9 protein-coding genes and 1 pseudogene are annotated in these 19,334 nt (G+C 47.4%); 2 read left to right on the forward strand and 8 right to left on the reverse strand.

The window, feature by feature from the left end; all coding sequences use genetic code 11:
- Positions 1-22 precede the first annotated feature (22 nt).
- Complete coding sequence (locus A3860_RS40240; protein ID WP_081156241.1) at positions 23-3,049, reverse strand: SusC/RagA family TonB-linked outer membrane protein; 3,027 nt, start codon at positions 3,047-3,049, stop codon at positions 23-25.
- A 283-nt stretch (positions 3,050-3,332) separates the two neighbouring features.
- Between A3860_RS40240 and A3860_RS40245 the strand changes: the two genes are divergently transcribed.
- Both A3860_RS40245 and A3860_RS40250 read left to right on the forward strand, forming a co-directional pair.
- Complete coding sequence (locus A3860_RS40245) at positions 3,333-5,033, forward strand: DUF6377 domain-containing protein (RefSeq protein ID WP_143774493.1); 1,701 nt, start codon at positions 3,333-3,335, stop codon at positions 5,031-5,033.
- Between the two features lie 23 nt (positions 5,034-5,056).
- Positions 5,057-5,206 (forward strand): annotated as a pseudogene (locus tag A3860_RS40250) (helix-turn-helix domain-containing protein); the annotation flags it as partial.
- Positions 5,207-5,350: 144 nt separating this feature from the next.
- Here the strand turns inward: A3860_RS40250 and A3860_RS40255 are convergent.
- From A3860_RS40255 to A3860_RS40285, 7 genes are all read right to left on the reverse strand, one after another.
- Positions 5,351-7,114 (reverse strand): SusD/RagB family nutrient-binding outer membrane lipoprotein, encoded by a 1,764-nt coding sequence (locus tag A3860_RS40255; protein WP_081156243.1) that lies wholly within the window; start codon positions 7,112-7,114, stop codon positions 5,351-5,353.
- Between the two features lie 19 nt (positions 7,115-7,133).
- Positions 7,134-10,460 (reverse strand): SusC/RagA family TonB-linked outer membrane protein, encoded by a 3,327-nt coding sequence (locus tag A3860_RS40260; protein WP_081156244.1) that lies wholly within the window; start codon positions 10,458-10,460, stop codon positions 7,134-7,136.
- 105 nt (positions 10,461-10,565) lie between these two features.
- The gene (locus A3860_RS40265; protein ID WP_081156245.1) at positions 10,566-11,780 is read right to left on the reverse strand and encodes an ROK family protein; all 1,215 of its coding nucleotides are present in this window, start codon (positions 11,778-11,780) and stop codon (positions 10,566-10,568) included.
- Between the two features lie 501 nt (positions 11,781-12,281).
- Positions 12,282-13,487 carry a cellulase family glycosylhydrolase gene (locus A3860_RS40270; RefSeq protein ID WP_245843734.1) on the reverse strand — a complete coding sequence of 402 codons (1,206 nt, stop codon included), beginning with the start codon at positions 13,485-13,487 and terminating at the stop codon, positions 12,282-12,284.
- Positions 13,480-14,526 (reverse strand): glycoside hydrolase family 43 protein, encoded by a 1,047-nt coding sequence (locus A3860_RS40275; protein WP_081156246.1) that lies wholly within the window; start codon positions 14,524-14,526, stop codon positions 13,480-13,482. The genes A3860_RS40270 and A3860_RS40275 overlap by 8 nt, the downstream gene beginning before the upstream one ends.
- Before the next feature lie 39 nt (positions 14,527-14,565).
- Positions 14,566-16,125, reverse strand: coding sequence for a RagB/SusD family nutrient uptake outer membrane protein (locus A3860_RS40280; protein WP_081156247.1), 1,560 nt, complete (start codon positions 16,123-16,125; stop codon positions 14,566-14,568).
- A 24-nt stretch (positions 16,126-16,149) separates the two neighbouring features.
- Positions 16,150-19,278, reverse strand: coding sequence for a SusC/RagA family TonB-linked outer membrane protein (locus tag A3860_RS40285; protein WP_081156248.1), 3,129 nt, complete (start codon positions 19,276-19,278; stop codon positions 16,150-16,152).
- Positions 19,279-19,334: the final 56 nt, after the last annotated feature.

Consider the following 19,334-nt stretch of genomic DNA (forward strand, 5'->3'; position numbering starts at 1 on the left):
AATTGTGTTTTACAGGTTTAGATTAAAGGCTCCAGCTTACACCCAGCACATACGTTCTTGGCCTTGGATAGAAGTTGTTGTCGATACCCGACGACACTTCCGGATCTACCCCCTGGTATTTGGTAATCAGGAAAACATTCTGCACGTTGGCCGAGATCCGCAGATCGCCTTTGCCGGCAATGATCCTGCCCAGGTTATAAGAGAGATGCACATTGTCCATCCTAAGGAAAGAACCATTCTCCAGCCAGTAGTCACTCAGCAGGGCCTTGTCGTTGGAACCTGTAAGGTTACTTTTCAAAACCGTACGGCTGCCATTGTTGAGCGTACCAATAGGGTTAAGAATATAATGCTGAATACCTGTATAGCTGGCTACATTGTTATACACATAGTTGCCAAAACTGGCGCGGGCTACCAACCCTGCTCCCCAGCGTTTGTACCGGAAGTCGGTACTGAAACCGAGGTATGCTTTGGGATCGGGGCTCTTGTTTATGTACAGATCGTTCTGGTTAATAACACCATCCTTCCTGCGGTCAACAAACAAACCGTCGATGGGTTTGCCGCTGGCGTCATATACCTGTTTGTACAGATAAAAGGAGTATTTGCTTGCACCCACCTGGTTTATCTGAACGGTGTTACCGGTGCCACCGGAAATACCACCTGTAAGCAACCCGCCTGAAGTTTGGCCGGGAAGCGCCGTGAGGTTTGTAATGGTGTTATGATTATAGGTAATGTTGAAACCTACGGTCCATCCTATGTTCTGTTTGTCGATGGCTTTGGCGTTGATATTGAACTCAACCCCTTCATCCTTCATATTGCCAATGTTGGCAGTGATCTGGTTGCTGAAGTTGGTGAGCGCCGATTGGGTGGCCGTAGCCAACAGGTTTTTGGTTTTGCGGCGGTATAGATCTATACTACCTGTAATGCGATCGCCCCACAAACCGTAGTCTATCGCTATATTTTGGGTAGTGGTAGTTTCCCAGGTACGACCGGGATAGTAAGCGCCCGGACGATACACATAATAATTTGTTTGCCCCAGTTGATACCGCGCTGTTGATGTACCCATGCTATAGTCACTCAGGTAATCATAGCTGCCGATGCCTTCCTGGTTACCGGTAACGCCATATTCCAACCGAAGTTTCAGGTTCGAGATGACCTTATTGTATTGAAGGAATTTTTCTTCATTGATGCGCCACGCAAAAGCGGCAGATGAGAAAACCCCGCTCCTGTCGGCCGGCGCAAATTTGGTGGAGTAGTCGTTGCGCATGGTGGCAGTGAGGATGTATTTATCGTGGTATACCCAGTTAACACGCCCATACAACGAAGTAAGAATATACTCATTAATGCCCGATGCATAGGTAGGAACCGAGTTCGGGTTCAATGTGCCATCTGCAAAGTACGAAGCATAATTATAGGTAGTATTCCTGAAATCCTGATTGGCATAACCGGCCACTACATCAACATGGCTCTTTAAGGCGTCGATGTTCTTGCTATAATTGAGGAAGCCTTCCAGTAACCGGTTACTGCTGATCTGTTTGTAATAATGCGAATAACCACTGTAGCTAACCCCATTGCTATCGGTATAGGTATTCAGGTTGCTGGCTGCAGTTGCAGGAATTGTTTGCGTACCTGATCCTTTTGCCCCATCATAACCCAGATTAACGTTAATGTGCAGATCGGGAAGAAAGTGTACCTTATAATCGAAGGCCAGGCTGGTAACCGTACGGTATACGTTACTTACGTTGTGGTTCTCTTCAAGCAGTCCCAGCGGATTACGCGGTGCATTCGATTTTAAACCGGTTACACTGTTGGGATCGGTATATTCGAAATAACCGCCATAAATATTCTTACCCGAATAAACCGGCTGCGTGGGGTTGAAGCTAACGGCTGCACCGATCGCACTCTCGTTCGCAAAACGCTGTTTTACCTGGGCTCCTTTCATGTTAACGGCTACCTTCAGGTGATCATCGAAAAAAACAGGCGCCAGGCTAACGTCGCCTGAATAACGCGTAAGGTTCGAGGTTTTCAAAATGCCATCCTGGTTGGTATAACCTGCTGATACCCGGTAGGGCAGTTTTTTGCCCACCGAACCCGATACGCTCAGGTTGTTGTCGGTGCTCACCGCCGTTTGGTAGATCACCTTTTGCCAGTTGGTACTGTATTGGCCGAGCAGCGCCTTGAAGGTACCACCCGAAGTGGTGTCATGGCTGTTTACATAATCGCGGAATTCGCCGGGCGAAAGAACGCCCGCCTCTTTCGACAGTTGTGAAACCGAGAGTTGGGTGGTAAAGCTGATCTTTGGTTTTCCACGCTGCCCCTTTTTGGTAGTAATGAGGATAACCCCGTTGGAAGCGCGGTTACCATAGATGGCTGCGGCAGATGCATCTTTCAGTACATCTACCCGCTCGATATCGTTGGGGTTGATGAGATCGAGTGGATTGGCAGCTCCTGCAATGGAAGAGGGATTTAAAGGTACCCCGTCTAATACGATCAGGGGATCGTTGCTCCCGTTGATGGAAGCGCCCCCACGGATCCGGATCGTGCTTCCTGCACCTGGCGCCCCACTGTTTGAAATAACAGATACGCCCGCCACCTTACCGGCAATCAGTTGTTCCGGCGTAGTGATCTGGCCCTGTTGAAAATCTTTAGCCGTAATGGAAGCAATAGCGCCCGTTACATCCTTTTTCCGTTCCGACCCATAACCGATCACCACAATCTCGTTCAGGGAAGTTGAAAAAGCAACCATCACTATTGACAGCGAAGTGGTAGCCCCTACGGAAACCGTCACCTCTTTCTGCTGAGCGATGTACCCAATATGTTCGAAGATCACGGTGTATTTTCCCGCAGCAAGATTTGGCAACATAAAGCTGCCATCGTCGTTGGCCCGCACGCCGCCGGTAGCGCCCTGCAGCCTGACGGTAGTTGCGGCTAACCCCGCCTGCCTGTCGTCGAGAATTTTACCGGAAATACTTCCGGTTTGGGCAAAGACGGAAATATGCAAAAAAAGAAGAATGGGAAGGAATAATACCTTTTTTAAATAATGGCTAAGCATTTAGTTACAGTTTTGGATGAATAGAGAATTCTTAAACTGAACACTTATCGTGTATGGCAAACACAAAAGAATGCCTACTGCTAAACTTTTCCTAGCAGTTTAAAAATAATGGCTGAAAATTGAGACTTTTTTAAAATTAAATACCTGCCGATCAAACAGTTAATAAAAACTCAATCGCTAAATATTTAAACTTTATAACCCCAAAAAAGGCGTCAATCAGGGGTGTTTAACGGGCAGCAGTACTTAACCGCCGGGTGGAGGCTTGATAATTATTATTATAATTGTGTCGAATTTACGAACCATGCGCGCTGCCATACTGACTATTTGCCTGCTGTCATACACCCTGGGTGTATTGGCGTCTGATACCACCGACTCGCTGCTCGCGAGGTTGAAAACCGAAATTGAGCAAAAAGCGATGTACGACCATCAAAAAGAACAACGCATTTCCATGATGCGGGATAGCCTTCAACAACTGCCCGCCGGTAACAGCGCACAGCAGTTCCAGCTTTGCAGCCGGCTGTACGAAGAATACAAATCTTACAAGTACGATTCAGCCTATGTGTATGTTAGCCGTATGTCGCCCCTTGCCGATCGCATGCACGACGCTGTAAAGGTTAATTATACCAAAATGAAGCTGGGCTTTATCCTGCTTTCGGCAGGAAAATACAAGGAAGCCTTTGGTGTAATTGAAACCATTGACCATACCGGGTTCGATGATGCCACCCTTGAAAGTTATTATGCCGTTATGAGCCGCGCGTGGTGCGACCTGGCGGCTTATAACAACGATGTTACCTGGTCGCCCTCCTACCGCACGAAAGGCCTGAGTTATAGCGACTCAGCCATCAGGCTGGTGCATCCTGGTTCTTATGGAGCCCGCTTTCTCGCTGGTTACCGCGACTATAACAACGGCAACAATGCCGCCGCCCTGAAAGAATTCCTGGCCTTTTACCAACAGTTCAAACCAGCCAGCCACGACGACGCCATCGCCACCTCCCTGCTCAGTGAATTGTATCAGCGGCTGGGCGATACCGAAAACGCCACCAATTACCTGATCAGGGCTGTAATTGCCGACCTGCAGGCTTCTACCAAGGAAACCCTTGCTATTTTTAAGCTGGCTGAATTGGCCTCAGCCAATGGCGATATTGACAACGCCTATATTTATATACAGGAAGCGCTCAAAGATGCCGCCTTTTACGGCGCCCGTCAGCGACAGATACAGATAAGCGCTGTACTCCCCCTGATCGCGGCAGCCAAGGTTAATTTTGTAGAAAGCCAGAAAAAACGTTTCCTTATATACCTCAGCAGTACCATCTTCCTTTTACTCGTTATCATCCTGATCTCCTTCCTGCTCTATAAACAATTGCAGCAACGGGCAGCCAGGGAACGGCTCATTCAGCAAAACAATGCCAAACTGGCCGCTATGAACCAGGAACTGATGGCGGTAAACGCACAGGTGGTGGAAGCCAACCGGAAGTTTGCCGAGGATGCCCACATCAAAGAAGAATACATCGGCTATTTCTTCAACGTTATCTCCGGCTATATCGGTAAGCTTGAAAAAATAAAAATTGCGCTCGAAGCCAAAACAGTGCAGAACAAATTGGATCAGATCCAGTCTATCACCAGCCAGATAGAGGTGAATAAGGAAAGGGAGGCGCTCTTTCAAACGTTCGACAAAGTGTTCCTTAAGATCTTTCCCAATTTCGTTACCAGCTTTAACGCCCTGTTCAAAAAGGAAGACCAGCTATGGCCTAAAGACCATGAGATGCTGACCACCGACCTGCGGATCTTTGCCTTGTTGCGGTTAGGGATTTCCGACAATGAATCCATTGCCCGTATACTTCAATACTCTGCCAAAACCGTGTATGTATATAAAATGCGGCAGAAAGCCAGGTCTATTTATTCATCAACGGAGTTCGACCAACGGCTGATGGCTATTCAGGCCGTTGAAATGCCTGCCCGTATAGAGGAGCATATAACTGCATAGGAGCATTGATAACCTTTTGACTAGCAAAGGAAAAACTATCAACCACTAATTTGTCGGTTAGCGAGATCGCTTATGAACTGGGGTTCGGGCATTCTCAATCGTTCAGTAAATTCTTCAAAACAAAAACCACCACCTCGCCGTTGGAATTCAGAAAGACATTTCATTCGAATTAATATTGGTAACAATGCACTCATTTTTCTGCCTGGGCCTTCAGCTCTTTGAGCCATAATTGCAGCAACGAAAAGCAGGCCGTAAGAAAAAAAGGGGGGCTGCCTCTTCAATGGAGACAGCCCCCCTGTGCTTATAATGCGCTTAGCCTATTGGTAATTGTAATTATCCCAATATGGGTTTACATTTCTCAAAGCTGCAGGCACCCAAAATATCGGGGTTGTAAAGTTGTCCTGGCTTTTTACAGTAGCATAGTTGTCGGGGTTTGTCTGCTGTTCAGCAGTAGGATACCTCAAACGCTCAGGGAGCGGTTTCATTACTTTAGTGTTGAAGGTCATAGGCTCCAGTTTGGGATGCCGGGTCCTTCTCAACTCGGCCCATAACTCGTAAGGACACATGAGGTTCAGGTGAACATATTTCTGCTGCATCAGCAACTCCATCTTATCCTCGGTGGTTACACTGCTGTTGAACCTGGCAGCAATTGAATCGGCATAGGTATTAATAATGGTTGCCGAAGGCCTGGCAGGGTGCATCAGCGTGTTGGTGGTAGCAAATGGGCTATTCTGGTTTAAAGTATACCAGAAATTGGTGGAGTGATTGATAGCGTCTTTGATGTGCGCATCGGGCGTTTTACCCGTTGTGCCCAGGTTTTTAAGGGCAATCTCAGCCAACAGCAGATCTGTTTCGGCCAGCGACATCATGTATACCGGAAAGGTCTCATTACGGGCAAACGTAGCGAGATTATATATGGAGCGGGAGTTCTGTTTGAAATGTTCATTCAGATCGCCATAGGGACCGCCTGTATAGTACTTTTCGCCCGCAACATAAGCAGCCTTCTGACCATCGGCATTCATGTTTACACCCCGGTAGTCGCCTACTGCCGGAACGGAAACAAAATCACTGAATTTGGTAGGCATTGCCAGAACAGGCAGCCGTGGGTCATCAATGCCGGGCTCGTAACGGGTATTGTTCCTGTTCATTCTTCTCATAATAACATCGGGGATGAATGTATCAGGCCACCCTTCGCCGATACCACGGATCCACTCACCACCGCTATTGGCCATCAATGCATAGGGCATTGCCCATACCTGGTCACTTGTGGGCAGGTTATTTTTGGAAAGCACATCCTGGATATGCGACTTGGCAAATGCCTCTTCCACACCGGAGATCCTTACGGCAAATTTCAGCCGGATGGCATTTATATATTGCACCCATTGGTTCACATCGCCCCTAAACGCAATGTCCTGTGAATTGAATACTGCTTTGGCAGATACAGACATTTTGTTATACTGACCTGGCAGGTCGCTGGATATTTTTTTCAACTCGTCCAGCACGCTTTTATAAATTTCCCCGGGGTCGTCGTATTTAGGGAAAAAGACCCTGTCCTTGCCTTTAAATGCCTCCGAATAAGGAATGTTATTATAAAAGTCAACCGCCAGCAACGCTGCATAATCTTTCATAACGGTTGTAAGGGAATAGTATACGACATTATCATCCAGGTCGGGGCCCGATACCGTGGCTATATTGTCCTTAATAACCGCCCAGGTATTCACACTGCCGTAAAAGGCGCCCAGCCTGTTTTGCCAAAGCTGCTGGTTATCGGAGCCAAAAGCGGTGGTGCCGGTGAGGTCGTCATAAGTCGAAAACCAGCCATACCGGTCTGTAATATAACGATGAGCTATCTGCGAGTAGGCTGCAACCCCCATTGCACCGGAGCCCTGCAGCTCCCACCACCACTCGCCATAGTCCTGTACATACAGCTTCCAGGCATACAGGGTTTTGGTAAACATGCCGGCAAACAGGTTGCCGGTCTTATCATAATTTTCCGGGTTGGGAAACTCTTTTTCAAGCGACTTCTTGCAGGAAGCAAGCGCTACTGAAATAGCGATCATCCCTATAAATATCTTTTTCATAATTTTTTTGTTGAAGCTTTTAGAAACTAACATTTACGCCAAAACTGAAAGACCTGATAGAAGGATAGAATGAATTCTCAATATATCCCTGTGCGCCCAATGCGCCTTCGGGGTCAATATTGGGCAGGGTCTTGTACAAATAGCCCAGGTTCCTTGCTGCGGCAGTTAACGAAAGCTTCTGCAATTTCAGCATGCTCGAGACCTTCTTGGGCAGGCTGTACTCAATGGAAACCTCGCGCAGTTTGACGTAATCGTTTTTGAACAAACGGTCCGGCGGCCACGATGTGCTATTATCGCTGATGTACGTCTGGTAGTAAGCCGGTGCAGCTATTATAACATCATTCTTTTCATATTTAACCGTGCCGCCCGTATTCACTTCCTTCACCCCATCGAGCACAATACCGTCGTGGTAAACAATACCATCCCGTGCATTGGCGGGAGCCTGTTTATTATGCTCCCAGCTTACGTTGGCGCCAGAAGCATTGTCTATATAGTAGGCCTGCCCGCCGGTTGCTTCATCCCTGCCGTGGAGTGAAGCTTTTATTACACCTGTGCCCATGAGGTAGTTATTGGTGTAAGAGAAGATGGTGCCCCCGAATTTGTAGTCAATGCCAAAATGGAAATTGAAGCCTTTAAAAGAGAAGTCGCTGTACAAACCGCCAAATACCTTGGGGTTTACGTTTTTACCGGTGCCGGTAACCTGATCGCTCAGCGCATACAAACCATTGCCGCTTACGATCTTGTTGCCATTGGGGTCGCGCTTGTAGTCATACGCGCGTATTTCGCCTATGCGCTCACCTTCTTTGGCCCAAACCTGGAACCCTGAGTTGCCATCAATATATTTCTGGGTTATACCGGGATATAGTTTAACAACTTTGGAAAACTGGTTAGCTGCCGTAAAAGTCAGGTCCCAACGATATTTCTGTGTGGCAATTGGCGCTCCCTTTACTAAAAATTCAAGCCCCCAGTTCTTCACGTTACCGGTATTGATCTTTGCTGCCGTGTAACCAGTTGCAGGTGTAATGGGTTGCTGCACAATTTGGTTGTACGTATTGTTGGTATAGAAAGAAACGTCAAACTCAACCCTGCTTCTTTCGAACCACCTGGTATTAAAGCCAATTTCAAATTCACGTTTCCGGAAAGGCTTTAATGGCTCCAGGAAGAGGGCTGAAGGCGGCGCAACGGTAATAGGGCCATAGGAATAAGGAAGCTGGCCCACGCTGTAGGCATCATTGGCAAAATACCTGTCACCAACAGCCGTAGTAGGCCCACCACCTACGTCGGCCCATGCAAGGCGAAGCTTACCGTATTGCAATTTGGGGATCGTAAAATCCCTGTAGAAATTATAGGTAAGCGACAGGCCCGGGTAAAAATAAGCGTAATTGGGCGCTTTCAAGGTAGAGTTCCAGTCGTTCCTTGCCTGCATTTCCAGGTAATAGGTTTCTTTCCAGGAAAGCGTTGCCGACCCCAAAACGCTGTACAGCACATCTGAGCCTTTTTTCAAGCCGGTAACCTTACTCCTGTCGCCAGAGGTAGGCCAGAACCTTGTGTCGGCGTTCCCAAGCGAATACCAGTCAGGGAATAACAAACCCATTTCACCTGTAGATGAATACATGCTGTTCTCCGCAACCTTCTGGTAAGCACCGCCACCGAAAGCAAAGAAATTGAAATCATGGAAGGTCTTTTCATACTTCATCAGGGCCTGGAAATTCTGAACAGTCGTATTGCGCTTGCTCCAACTGTATTTGCCACCCGACCTTACAGGCGCCAGGCGGGTAATTTTATTTTCTGTAATAAAATCTGTATTGGTGTAATCCAATGAAGCCTGTGCAAGCAGGGAGATGTTTTTTGTAAACTGAAGTGTTGACCTAACGGAGCTTACCAGGTGAATCTTGTTATCCTGGTCTTTGTTGTCATTTTGCTCCCACATGATGCCGGCAACCGCATTTGGCCAGTAACCGGGGCTTCTGTCTGCAAGGCCATAAGGATCCAGGTCTCTTTTAAACCCGTCCTGGTCGTGGTAAAAGGATTTCATCCAGTTGTAATCATAGTCCCTGTTGAGGCCTGTTGCCACAAATTGTTGAATATTGGGGCGGCGGTTTTTCGTTTGCACACTGTACAGGTTATTTACAAATTCAAATGTGGCAAACTCCGAAACCTTAAAATTACCATTGAAACTAAATGTATTTTGCTTTTGTGTAAACCCGGGGATTATATCCTCATAACTATTGCGGGTGTAGGAAGCCCTGACGCTTCCCAAAGTGCCACCCCCTGCTATCGCAATGTTGGTGCGGTTTGAGACTGCGGTATTAAAGAAGTCGATAAAGTTATTGGGATATGCTTTGTAAGTGCCCATTGTACTGTCATAAAGCATTACACGGCTGTTATCGAACCGGGGGCCAAAGCTAAAGCGGCTCAGTGGAAGCTTCCTGGTATTTACCCCGCCAATTTGCGCGTACTGGGTATCGCGGATGGAAGCACCAGACCCAAAGTCATTTTGAAAATCGATGTATGTAAATGGCTTGTCAATTGTTACCTGATGAGAAAGCTGGATGCCAAGTCCCCTTGTCTTTTTCCCGCTTTTTGTAGTGATGAGCACCACGCCATTCAGCGCCTGGCTGCCATAGAGCACGGTAGCTTTTGCACCTTTCAGGATCTCAATTGATTCAATATCGTCGGAGTTGATGTCATTTACCCCTGATCCATAATCGAAAGAGTTTAATGGGTCATAACCCCTGCTTTCCATGGAAGTTTTTTCATCATATAACGGAACACCATCTACGACAAACAATGGCCTTGTATTGGTGTTTGATTCAAGACCGGCAGCGCCCCTGATGCGCACGTTTACACCGCCGGTTGGGCCGGCCGAAGAAATGTTAATGCCAACGCCCGCAGCCTTTCCGTACATGGCAAGAAAGGGATTAAGCGTTGCACCGGCTTTTACCAGGTCTTCCCCTTTAACCGTTGCGGTAGCATACCCAACCGCTTTTTTCTCCCTTTTAATGCCCAGGGCGGTTACCACCACATCTTCCAACCCGGTCTCGCTGGCTTCCAATACTATTTTAAGCACACTGCTTTGGCCAATTTTTACTTCCTGCCTTTTGAAATTAATTGAGCTAACAACCAATATGGCGTTGGGGTTGTCAATACTAATACTGAACCGGCCATGTGCGTCGGTAACGCTGGCGTTATTAGTGCCTGTAATAAGTAACGTGGCCCCGGGCACGGGATCCCCTTGCGGATCGATAACTGTTCCCGAAATGGTTCGTTTTTGCTGGGCCATGACAATGCCCACCCAAAAACAAAATAACAGGACCATTAAGGTCCGTCGTTTTGCATCCTTCATGTTGCAGTAGTTTTGGTTTTAAATGTTAAATAGCAATTCGTTAATACCCTGGTTTATTATAGTTGCATCGAAGCTCATTCGTTACACAGTATACTTTTCACCTGATCATGGTTTTACCAATACCCGCTCCGCCATATTTTTCACCGGTTGCTTATCATAATTTTCAATGACCAATGCAGCAGAACCAATCAGCTCAGCGCGGTTATTGAAGGTAGATACCGTTAACTCCGACTGGGCTGCCAGCCTGGGTATGCAATAGCGGTTTAAAGCCTGTTGCACCGGCGCCAGCCAAAGTTTGCCTGCCGAAGCGCCCCGGCCGCTCAGTACGATCAATTCGGGATTCAGCACATGGATCAGGATGGCAATGCCTCTGCCGATATTGTAGGCAACTTCAGAAAGCAGTTCTACAGCAAATGTGTCGCCGCCAATGGCTGCATTAATAATAGTATGGCAGGCTTCCTCAAAATCTTCAGGCAATTCCTTAATTGTTGAAACGCGCCCGTTTCTCAATGCTTCCCCTGCCTTTTCAACCAGCACCAACATGGATGTTTCGGTTTCAAGGCAACCGCTCTTGCCACAACTGCACAATTTGTTGTTGAGGAAGAGCGGAATATGGCTGAACTCCCCGGCAAACCCTATGCATCCGCGGAACAATTCACCATTCAAAATAAGCCCCAGTCCTATGCCCCAGTTAATATTGATGACCATTACATTTCTTCGGCCATGGGCCGCGCCCAGCCGGAATTCTGCAAGCGCGATCAGGCTGGAGTCATTGTCTATATGAACCGGTATCCCAACCTGGTTCTCCAGAAAATCGACTATGTTGGTACCGGTTTTGATTTCAAGAAAAGAATAGTTGATCCCTTTGCCTACATCTACAAAGCCAGGCATCCCAATGCCCATACCAATGATTTTATTGCGGGCGATCTGTGAATTGTCGATAAAGCGGTTAAGCTGATCTGCCAGCAGCCCAAGCGCATCCCGGTTATTTAGCAGGGGCAGACTGATCTTTTCAGTATAGATAATATCACAGCTATACATATCTATAAGCCCGATGCGCGTAACAAACTGGTCCATTGCCACTGATACTACATACATTTTCCCTGGCTTAAGGGCATACATCTGCGGACGCCTGCCCCCTGATGAAGGCGCGTATCCTTTTTCTTCTATCAGGTCTTCAGTGATCAGTTCACCCAACATACGAACAGTCAACGGCAGGCTTTTTTCTATTCGCAAACTGATCTCTGCACCAGACAAAACATTCCCAAAGCAGAGTTCCTTTAAAATTTTTCGTTTGTACAAACCTGTTTTACTAAACATGGACGGAAGATAAAAAAACAATTACAAAACTCATCAGAGCTTCTTAAATATATTAAGTAGTTAACTCAAGAATAGTTTAAGCTATTCCGTTACATTAAATCTTATTACAAAGTATTGACCCTTATTCTATAACGCAGAAGGCAATGTGGAGTTTACCGGCGAACAATGCGTGCCTGAAGAAAAAATAGCATCAATAAAAGTCAAAATAGCACAGATAATAAATTATTTTAATCAGGTAGTTTCTATCTAACCAGAAGCACCGTTGCTCTACCTTTCCCCCGGGAAGTATTGCTAACGGTGCTATTGAATATACGTACACGGCGCCTGAAGAAAAAATAGCATCAATAAAAGTCAAAAATAGCACAGATAATAAATTCTTTTAATCAGGCAGTTTCTATCAAACCAGAAGCACCGTTGCTCTACCTCCCGGGAAGTATTGCTAACGGTGCTATTGAATATACGTACACGACGCCTGATGGAGAGCGCAGCTGGCTATTGGTGTTATTTCAGGCTTTTTCCTGTTTCCTGCTTAATGAAGGCGGCCTCTTCCGCTTTATAAGGCGTACCGTCTTTGCGGAAAATATCATGAAACCACAATGGGGGTTCACTGTGATAGCTTTTTCTCCAACTGTCCCATGGATAAATGGTTTGCGATTTCCCGTTTACAAAACCCCAGTTTATCATGGCAACTTTATATTTTTTTCCTACCGGGAGGCAGGTTTGAAAAGTGCTTTTATTAGGCCTTGCCATGTACTCGGTGCAAAATAAGGGCTTGCCGTATCGCAGCAATTGATTAATTTTTTCATTGAGCCGCGCCGAATCATCATAGCAGTGAAAAGAAAGCACGTCCGATTCTTCCAGTTGCAATTTCTCCATGGGCTTCAACGTACTGTCTGCGGCCCAATTACCGGCCCAGATACCCGAAGTGAGGGGTTGTGTGGGATTAACTGAACGCGCCCATTCAAATGTTTTTTTCAGCAGGGGCAGTACTACTTCCGGTTTGTTCGCCAATTCCATTTTAATATAAGCAGGGTCATTGGGGTTGTCGGGCTCATTCCAAACATCCCACATAACAATACGCGGGTCATTGGCAAAATGGCCAACAACGGCTTTCACATATTTTTCCAGCACCGGGTATTGCGTGGGATCTTTTAGGATGTTCTCCCCGGGGCTTTGCACCCAGCCTGAGTTGTGCACATAGGGTACTGGTGCATGCTGCTCCCCTGCTTTAGGGAAAGGATCCCAGCACGAATCAAAAATGGTAAATAGTATTTTGATATGGTGTTTATCGGCAATCTGCAACAGGGTGTTTATGCGGTCATAAAAGCCCGGTTCGTCATTTTGCCAAACCAGGTTGTGCAGAAAGACGCGCATGATATTCATGCCCAGCGATGCTGCCCACCCGAATTCTTTATCGATGGTAGCTGTATCGAACGTTGGTTTTTGCCACATCTCCAACTGGTTGATGGCCGTACTGGGTAAAAAGTTTGCCCCTACAAACCAGGGCTGGCCAGCATACCATGCTGTTGCTTTTTGTGCAGACCATATGGTTCGTCCGGAGCTATCGGTGTTAACCCTGCTTTCTTTTTCGGGCACCGGTGCAGGATTACCGCATGCCATCATTACGGCCACCAGTAAAAGAGTGGTGATAAAGGCAAAAGGATTTTTCCGGTTGATCATGTGTGTTAATTGTTTGATCTTATTCACCTGAGGGTTTTTTAATTTGTACACCTGTGCCTGCGGGAACGCCAAAACTGGGTGTACCATCGGCATTCCAGGCTATTTTTTGCATCCGTGGGTTTCGCTGGTCGCCACACCCCTGCCCGCTTGCCGAATTGGCGTGGTAAATGATCCAGTCTTCTTTACCATCCGGCGATTTAAAGAATCCGTTATGGCCGGGACCAAACGCATTGCCGCCTGTATTTTTTGTAAAAACGGCATTGGGCGATTTCGTCCAGTCTGCTGCGTTCAGCGGGTCGCCGCCAGGCTTTAATAACAGCATGCCTAAACAATAATCATCTGACCAGCACCCGTTTGCCGAATAGGTTAGAAAAAGGTTACCATTACTGTTGAACAAGGCTTCGGGGCCTTCATTGATGATGACATTGGTGGTAATTTTTTCCCAGCTATAAGTGGGTTTTGAGATCAATACCCGGCTGCCCAGCGTATAGGGGTTCAACATTTTTGCAATAAAGATATCCTGTTCCCCATCGGCATCTCCCTGCCATCCGCTCCAGGCCGCATAGTTACTGCCGTTATAAGTGAAGATCGTTGCATCTATGGCCCACTTGTCGGCGCTTTCCATGAGTTTACCTTTAAATACCCAGGTGCCTACATTCATGGGGTCGGCAGCCGTATTTTCAAGTACATAAATACGGTGAGTGGCATTAATGCCGGCACTGTCTGCAGCAAAATAAATATACCATTTATTGTCTATAAAATGCAGCTCGGGCGCCCAGAGATCTTTTGAATAAGCCGTACCCGAAGGCGGTGTAAAAACCGTTACCGGTGAGGCATTCGACAATTTATCGAGGTATTGTGTTTTTGAGATGGCCAGCCGGTTACCGAGTGTACGCATGAAATAATAATAGCCGTCTTTTTGTATCACCCAGGGATCGGGCCCTGCAGACAACAATGGATTGGTGAATGTAGTATCTGCTGTGGGGGGCTGAACGCTTCCGCCACCAGAGCCGCCACGGGAGCATGCGATGAGCGCAATAAAAGAAATAAAAAATAATGTTTTCATTTGCAACAAAAGGTATTTATATGGGAAAGTTCGTGACACTCACCATCCCGGGTTTTGTTTCAGGTTCGGGTTTACATCGATATCATACTGCGGAACAGGCAGCAGGGCATATTTGGTTTGGTAATTGGTAAAGCCTGCGTCCCTGGCAGCCAGTGTCGTACTGAGGTCACCCCATCTTACCAGGTCTTCCCAGCGATGCCCTTCGCCGCACAATTCAGTCACCCGCTCATGTTTCAATTGTGCCAGGAACTGTGCCTGTGAAAGCCCGGGCTTTACACTGGCGAGCGCGGGTAAACCTGCTCTTGCGCGTACTTTGTCAACATACTGATAAGCCTGCGTGGTTTGTCCCTGTGCATTCAATGCTTCAGCATATTGCAGCAGGATATCTGCATATCGCAGGTAACGGTAATTATTGCCCGAATGAAAGTACTCATAGTTGATGACCCCATCATCTAAAAATTTACGGAAGTAAACGGTATGCGTGGTGGCCACGGCAATGGGATCGCCGCTTACATTGCTATAGTTACGGGAAGCAAAGCTTTGTCCGTAGATCATGCTGAAATTGGGGCCCCTTACATCGGTTGAATCATACAGGAAAGTGGCATCTACACGTGGGTCCCTGCCACCGCTGGTCGTGTTCTCGGCCAGGAATTCCCATACACACCAACGGCGGGCCTGCCCGTCGGTAAACCCGATGGGCCGCGGCGCGAAAAATGGTGGTATGGAAGTGCCATAGTTCAGATTGTCTGAATTGCCCTGCGTATCATCATCATGGTTATCTGTGGGGTTCACGGCGTTTTGTATTTCAAACACCGATTCGGTGTTGTTTTCCGATGCTTCGAGGAAATTGGAGCGATAGTTTGATACAAGGCTGTAGATATTTTTTCCGTTGCCATTGATCAACCAGTCGAATGCCTGTTGTGCCTGCGCATAGTCGTGCATTTGCATGTAACATTTGCCCAGCATTCCGTATGCTGCCCCTTTTGTGGCGCGTCCTGCGTTGCTGCCATTGTATGTTTCCGGCAATACAGCGGCGGCATCGGCGAAATCTTTTTCAGCCTGCGCATACACATCGGCCTGTTGGGTTGTTGAGGGATAATCGGTAGGGGCCGACGTTTTTAACAGTACCGGCACATTCCCCCACAAAGTGGCGAGATAGTAATAAAAGAATCCCCGCAGGAATTTTGCTTCGCCCAGGTATTGCGCTTTCAATGTGTTGTCCATTGTAATTTTCGGCACATTGTCAAGCACCTGGTTGGCCCGGTTAATTCCCATATACAGATCATACCACACGGTGGTGGTTTCCCAGAGATTATAATTGGTTACATTGAACACATCAAAATTGTTTATCAAAATTGAGTTGGGACTGGTACTGAATCCTTCATCAGAGCGCACAATAGTGATAAAAAACTGGTTGCGGCAAAAGCCTACGCGGTGAAACGTACTGTAGATGGCATTGATGCCGGTTTGTGCATCGGCACCTGTTTTCCAGAAATTACCGATCGTTGGCGTATTGGGATTATCAATATCCAGGTCTTTTTTACAAGCGCTGAAAAAGACAGGCAGCGTTATTATGGTGAATAAGAAATATTTTTTCATTGCATAGTATTTTTATATGGCAGATCACAAATCGATATTAACTCCGGCTGAAAAGATGCGGCTGCTGGGCCAGAACCCCGAATCAAAGCCGCGCATCCCCAGGTTGGTATTGGAAATATCTGGGTCAAGCCCCTTGTATTTGGTAATAGTCAGCAGGTTTTGCGCACTGATGAAGAGCCGCGCCGAATTGAACTTTATTTTATTCGTAAATGCAACCGGCAATGAATAACCTACCTGCAGGTTCCTGAGGCGTACATAGGAGCCATTTTCGAGCCAGCGGTCTGTTTCCCCCATATTATTGACCGATACCGTAGGATCGCTGCCATTGTCTACAGCCAGCCGCGGATCGGTGCCGCCGGTATTGGTGGAAGACCAGGGGTTAATACCTTTTCTGAAATTGGTCAATTGATAATTATCCATGGCGCGCCGCACGTCATCATAGATCTTGTTGCCGAATACGCCTATCAGTTGTATGTTCAGGGAAAAATTTTTGTAGCTGGCATTGAACTGTAAGCCGGTTTGCAGCGTGGGCCAGGGTGAGCCGGCAAATGACCTGTCCTGGTCATTGATGCGCCCGTCGCCATTTGCATCAACGTACCTGATATCGCCAGGTTTGGCATTCGGCTGAATGATAGTTCCCGCTTTGTTGGTATACCCATTAATTTCTGCCTGGCTTTGAAAGATACCGTCGGTTTTGATCACATACCACGATGCCATGGAATGGCCTACCTGTGAGCGCACAAAATTAGCCGGCTCCAGGTAATCTATAGCATGACCGTTGGCATCTACACCCTGGTTACCCACCGACAATACTTTGTTATTGATGGTGGTGAGGTTGCCGCTAACATCCCATTTCAGGGCATGGTGATAGTTTTTATACCCCAAGGCCAGCTCAATACCGGTATTACGGATAGAACCTGTATTCACATAAGGGCTGCCGGCGCTGCCAAGGTATTGTGGCAATGGCACCAACACCAGCACATCCTTTGAAAGCGACCGGTACCAGTCGAAAGACAGGGTCACTGCATTTTCAAACAACTGTGCATCGGCGCCCACATTGGTTTGCATGCGTGTTTCCCATCTTAGGTCGGGATTGGTGATCACCGCCTGGTAGGCGCCTACCGACGGCGTTTGGCCGGTTCCGTAGATGGCCCGCGGATCGCTGTTGAGATAACCAATGTACTGCCAGGCACTCAGTACATCGCTAAAGCCGAGCTTGCCGTAAGAGCCGCGCAATTTGAGCTCGTTTATCCAGTTTATTGTAAAGAAGTCTTCTTTACTTATTCGCCAGCCTACTGCCGCAGAGGGAAAATAGCCTGTACGGTTATTAGGGCCAAACCTGGAGTCCTGGTCAATTCTGCCGGTGAGGGTCAGCAGGTATTTGTCGGCGTAGGCGTAATTGACGCGTCCCAGCCAGCCATGGTTTCTCCATTTATTGTTAAGGCCGCCGCTGGCAGCCGGGGCGCCCAATGCCGAGCTAATGGTACTGAACAATTGGCCGTTTATATTTTGCAGCAAATTTTTGGAAGCATTCGTATAATCGCGTCCCTGGTCGGCCCTTGAAAAACCCACTACTCCATTAAGAGCATGAAGACCGAAAGTTTTATTGAAGTTTAGCGTATGCTCCATCAGGAAATTGACATACCTCGAGCGGCCTTCGCTTACAAAAGTCTGGGGCGGCTGGTTGGTGTATCGCCACACACCTGTATCGCGCACTTCCTTACTGTAGTCAAAACTGGTTTCAATACCCACATTGAATTTATAGTCGAGCCAGGATGCCAGCTTTACACCCAGGTATGCATTGCCTACAATTTTTGCGTAACTGTAATTCACTTTATCAAGCGCCACATTGGCCAGGTAGTTGTTTGCATAAGTAGGGTTATTGGAGGAGCCCAGTCCCCACCCGTCGGGGTTGGCAGGATACAGGTTAGCGTCTTTGTACAGGTCATTCTGCACCATAATGGTAGGCAGCATCTGCGCCGAATTGTAGAATGCATTTACGCCACCGCCCGGGTAATTACCATTGCTAAGGCTTAACAGCATATTTTCTCCCACGGTAACGATGCCTTTTTTTACTTCGGTATTGATGCGCATGCTTCCCCTGTTAAAGCCGTTACCAACCACTGTTCCTTCGTTGGAGTAATATCCGCCCGACAAATAATAATTGCCACCCGGCGAACCTCCTGAAATAGCAGCATTATAATCCTGGTAGGCTGCATGCTGGTAGGTTGCTTTTTGCCAGTCGGTGTTGATGGTATTGTTGGCCAGTTGCGCGGCTACATCCGAAGGCAGGGCCACCCCGGAATTGGCGTATTGCTGCTTTACTGTTTGCAGGTATTCCGGCGCACTCATCATGTGCCAGGTTTTAGGCAAAGACTGCATGCCATATTTGGCTGCAGCGGTGACTTTAGGTTCGCCGCTTTTTCCTTTTTTGGTGGTGATCAAGATCACCCCGTTGCCTGCACGCGATCCATAAATAGCAGAAGCCGAAGCATCTTTCAGCACCTGCACAGAAGCTATATCATCGGGATTGATAGTTACATTGGCATCTGCGATCATGCCATCAATAACATACAGCGGATTGGCGTTCCCAAAACTTCCCACCCCTCTTATTTCAATGGCAGCTCCCTGTCCCGGGGCGCCACCATTTCTTACTGTAACGCCGGGCACCAGTCCCTGCATGGCCTCAGCCACAGAACCGGTAGAGATCTTTGAGGCATCTTCCATTTTTACAATACCGGTAGCCCCTGTAAGGTCCTTCTTGCGTACGGTTTGGTAACCTATTACCACCACATCGGCCAGGTTGGTTGACTCAGGTGCCAGTGAAAGATCGATAAGGGTGCGGTTGCCCACCCCTACGCTTTGAGTAAGAAAGCCTACATGACTGAATAGCAGCGTTGCATTGGGATGAACACCAAGCAGGTAATTGCCAGCTGCATCGGTTATGGTTGATGCGGAGGTCCCTTTCTCCTGTACTGTTACGCCGGCCAGCGGAAGACCTGTATCATCCGTGATCTTTCCTTTGATCGAAAGCGACTGGGAAAAAGCGATGGATGGAAGAAGGAACAAGAGTAATATGGCAGTTGCAGTTAGCTTATGTTCATGCAGCAACATAAGCATCCCGTTCACCTTTTGTGAAGGAGAATATTTCATAAAGCATTAGTTTAAATTAGCAATCGGTAGCGATAACAAAATTAGGTTTGCTATTT

Origin of the sequence: Niastella vici (assembly GCF_002077945.1) — a bacterium.
GTDB classification, from domain to species: Bacteria; Bacteroidota; Bacteroidia; order Chitinophagales; family Chitinophagaceae; genus Niastella; species Niastella vici.

Bases quoted from the DNA above. Each gene is read 5' to 3' on its own strand.
- A3860_RS40240 (WP_081156241.1), bottom strand. From the start codon at position 3,049: ATGCTTAGCCATTATTTAAAAAAGGTATTATTCCTTCCCATTCTTCTT.
- A3860_RS40255 (WP_081156243.1), bottom strand. From the start codon at position 7,114: ATGAAAAAGATATTTATAGGGATGATCGCTATTTCAGTAGCGCTTGCT.
- A3860_RS40260 (WP_081156244.1), bottom strand. From the start codon at position 10,460: ATGAAGGATGCAAAACGACGGACCTTAATGGTCCTGTTATTTTGTTTT.
- A3860_RS40265 (WP_081156245.1), bottom strand. From the start codon at position 11,780: ATGTTTAGTAAAACAGGTTTGTACAAACGAAAAATTTTAAAGGAACTC.
- A3860_RS40275 (WP_081156246.1), bottom strand. From the start codon at position 14,526: ATGAAAACATTATTTTTTATTTCTTTTATTGCGCTCATCGCATGCTCC.
- A3860_RS40280 (WP_081156247.1), bottom strand. From the start codon at position 16,125: ATGAAAAAATATTTCTTATTCACCATAATAACGCTGCCTGTCTTTTTC.
- A3860_RS40285 (WP_081156248.1), bottom strand. From the start codon at position 19,278: ATGAAATATTCTCCTTCACAAAAGGTGAACGGGATGCTTATGTTGCTG.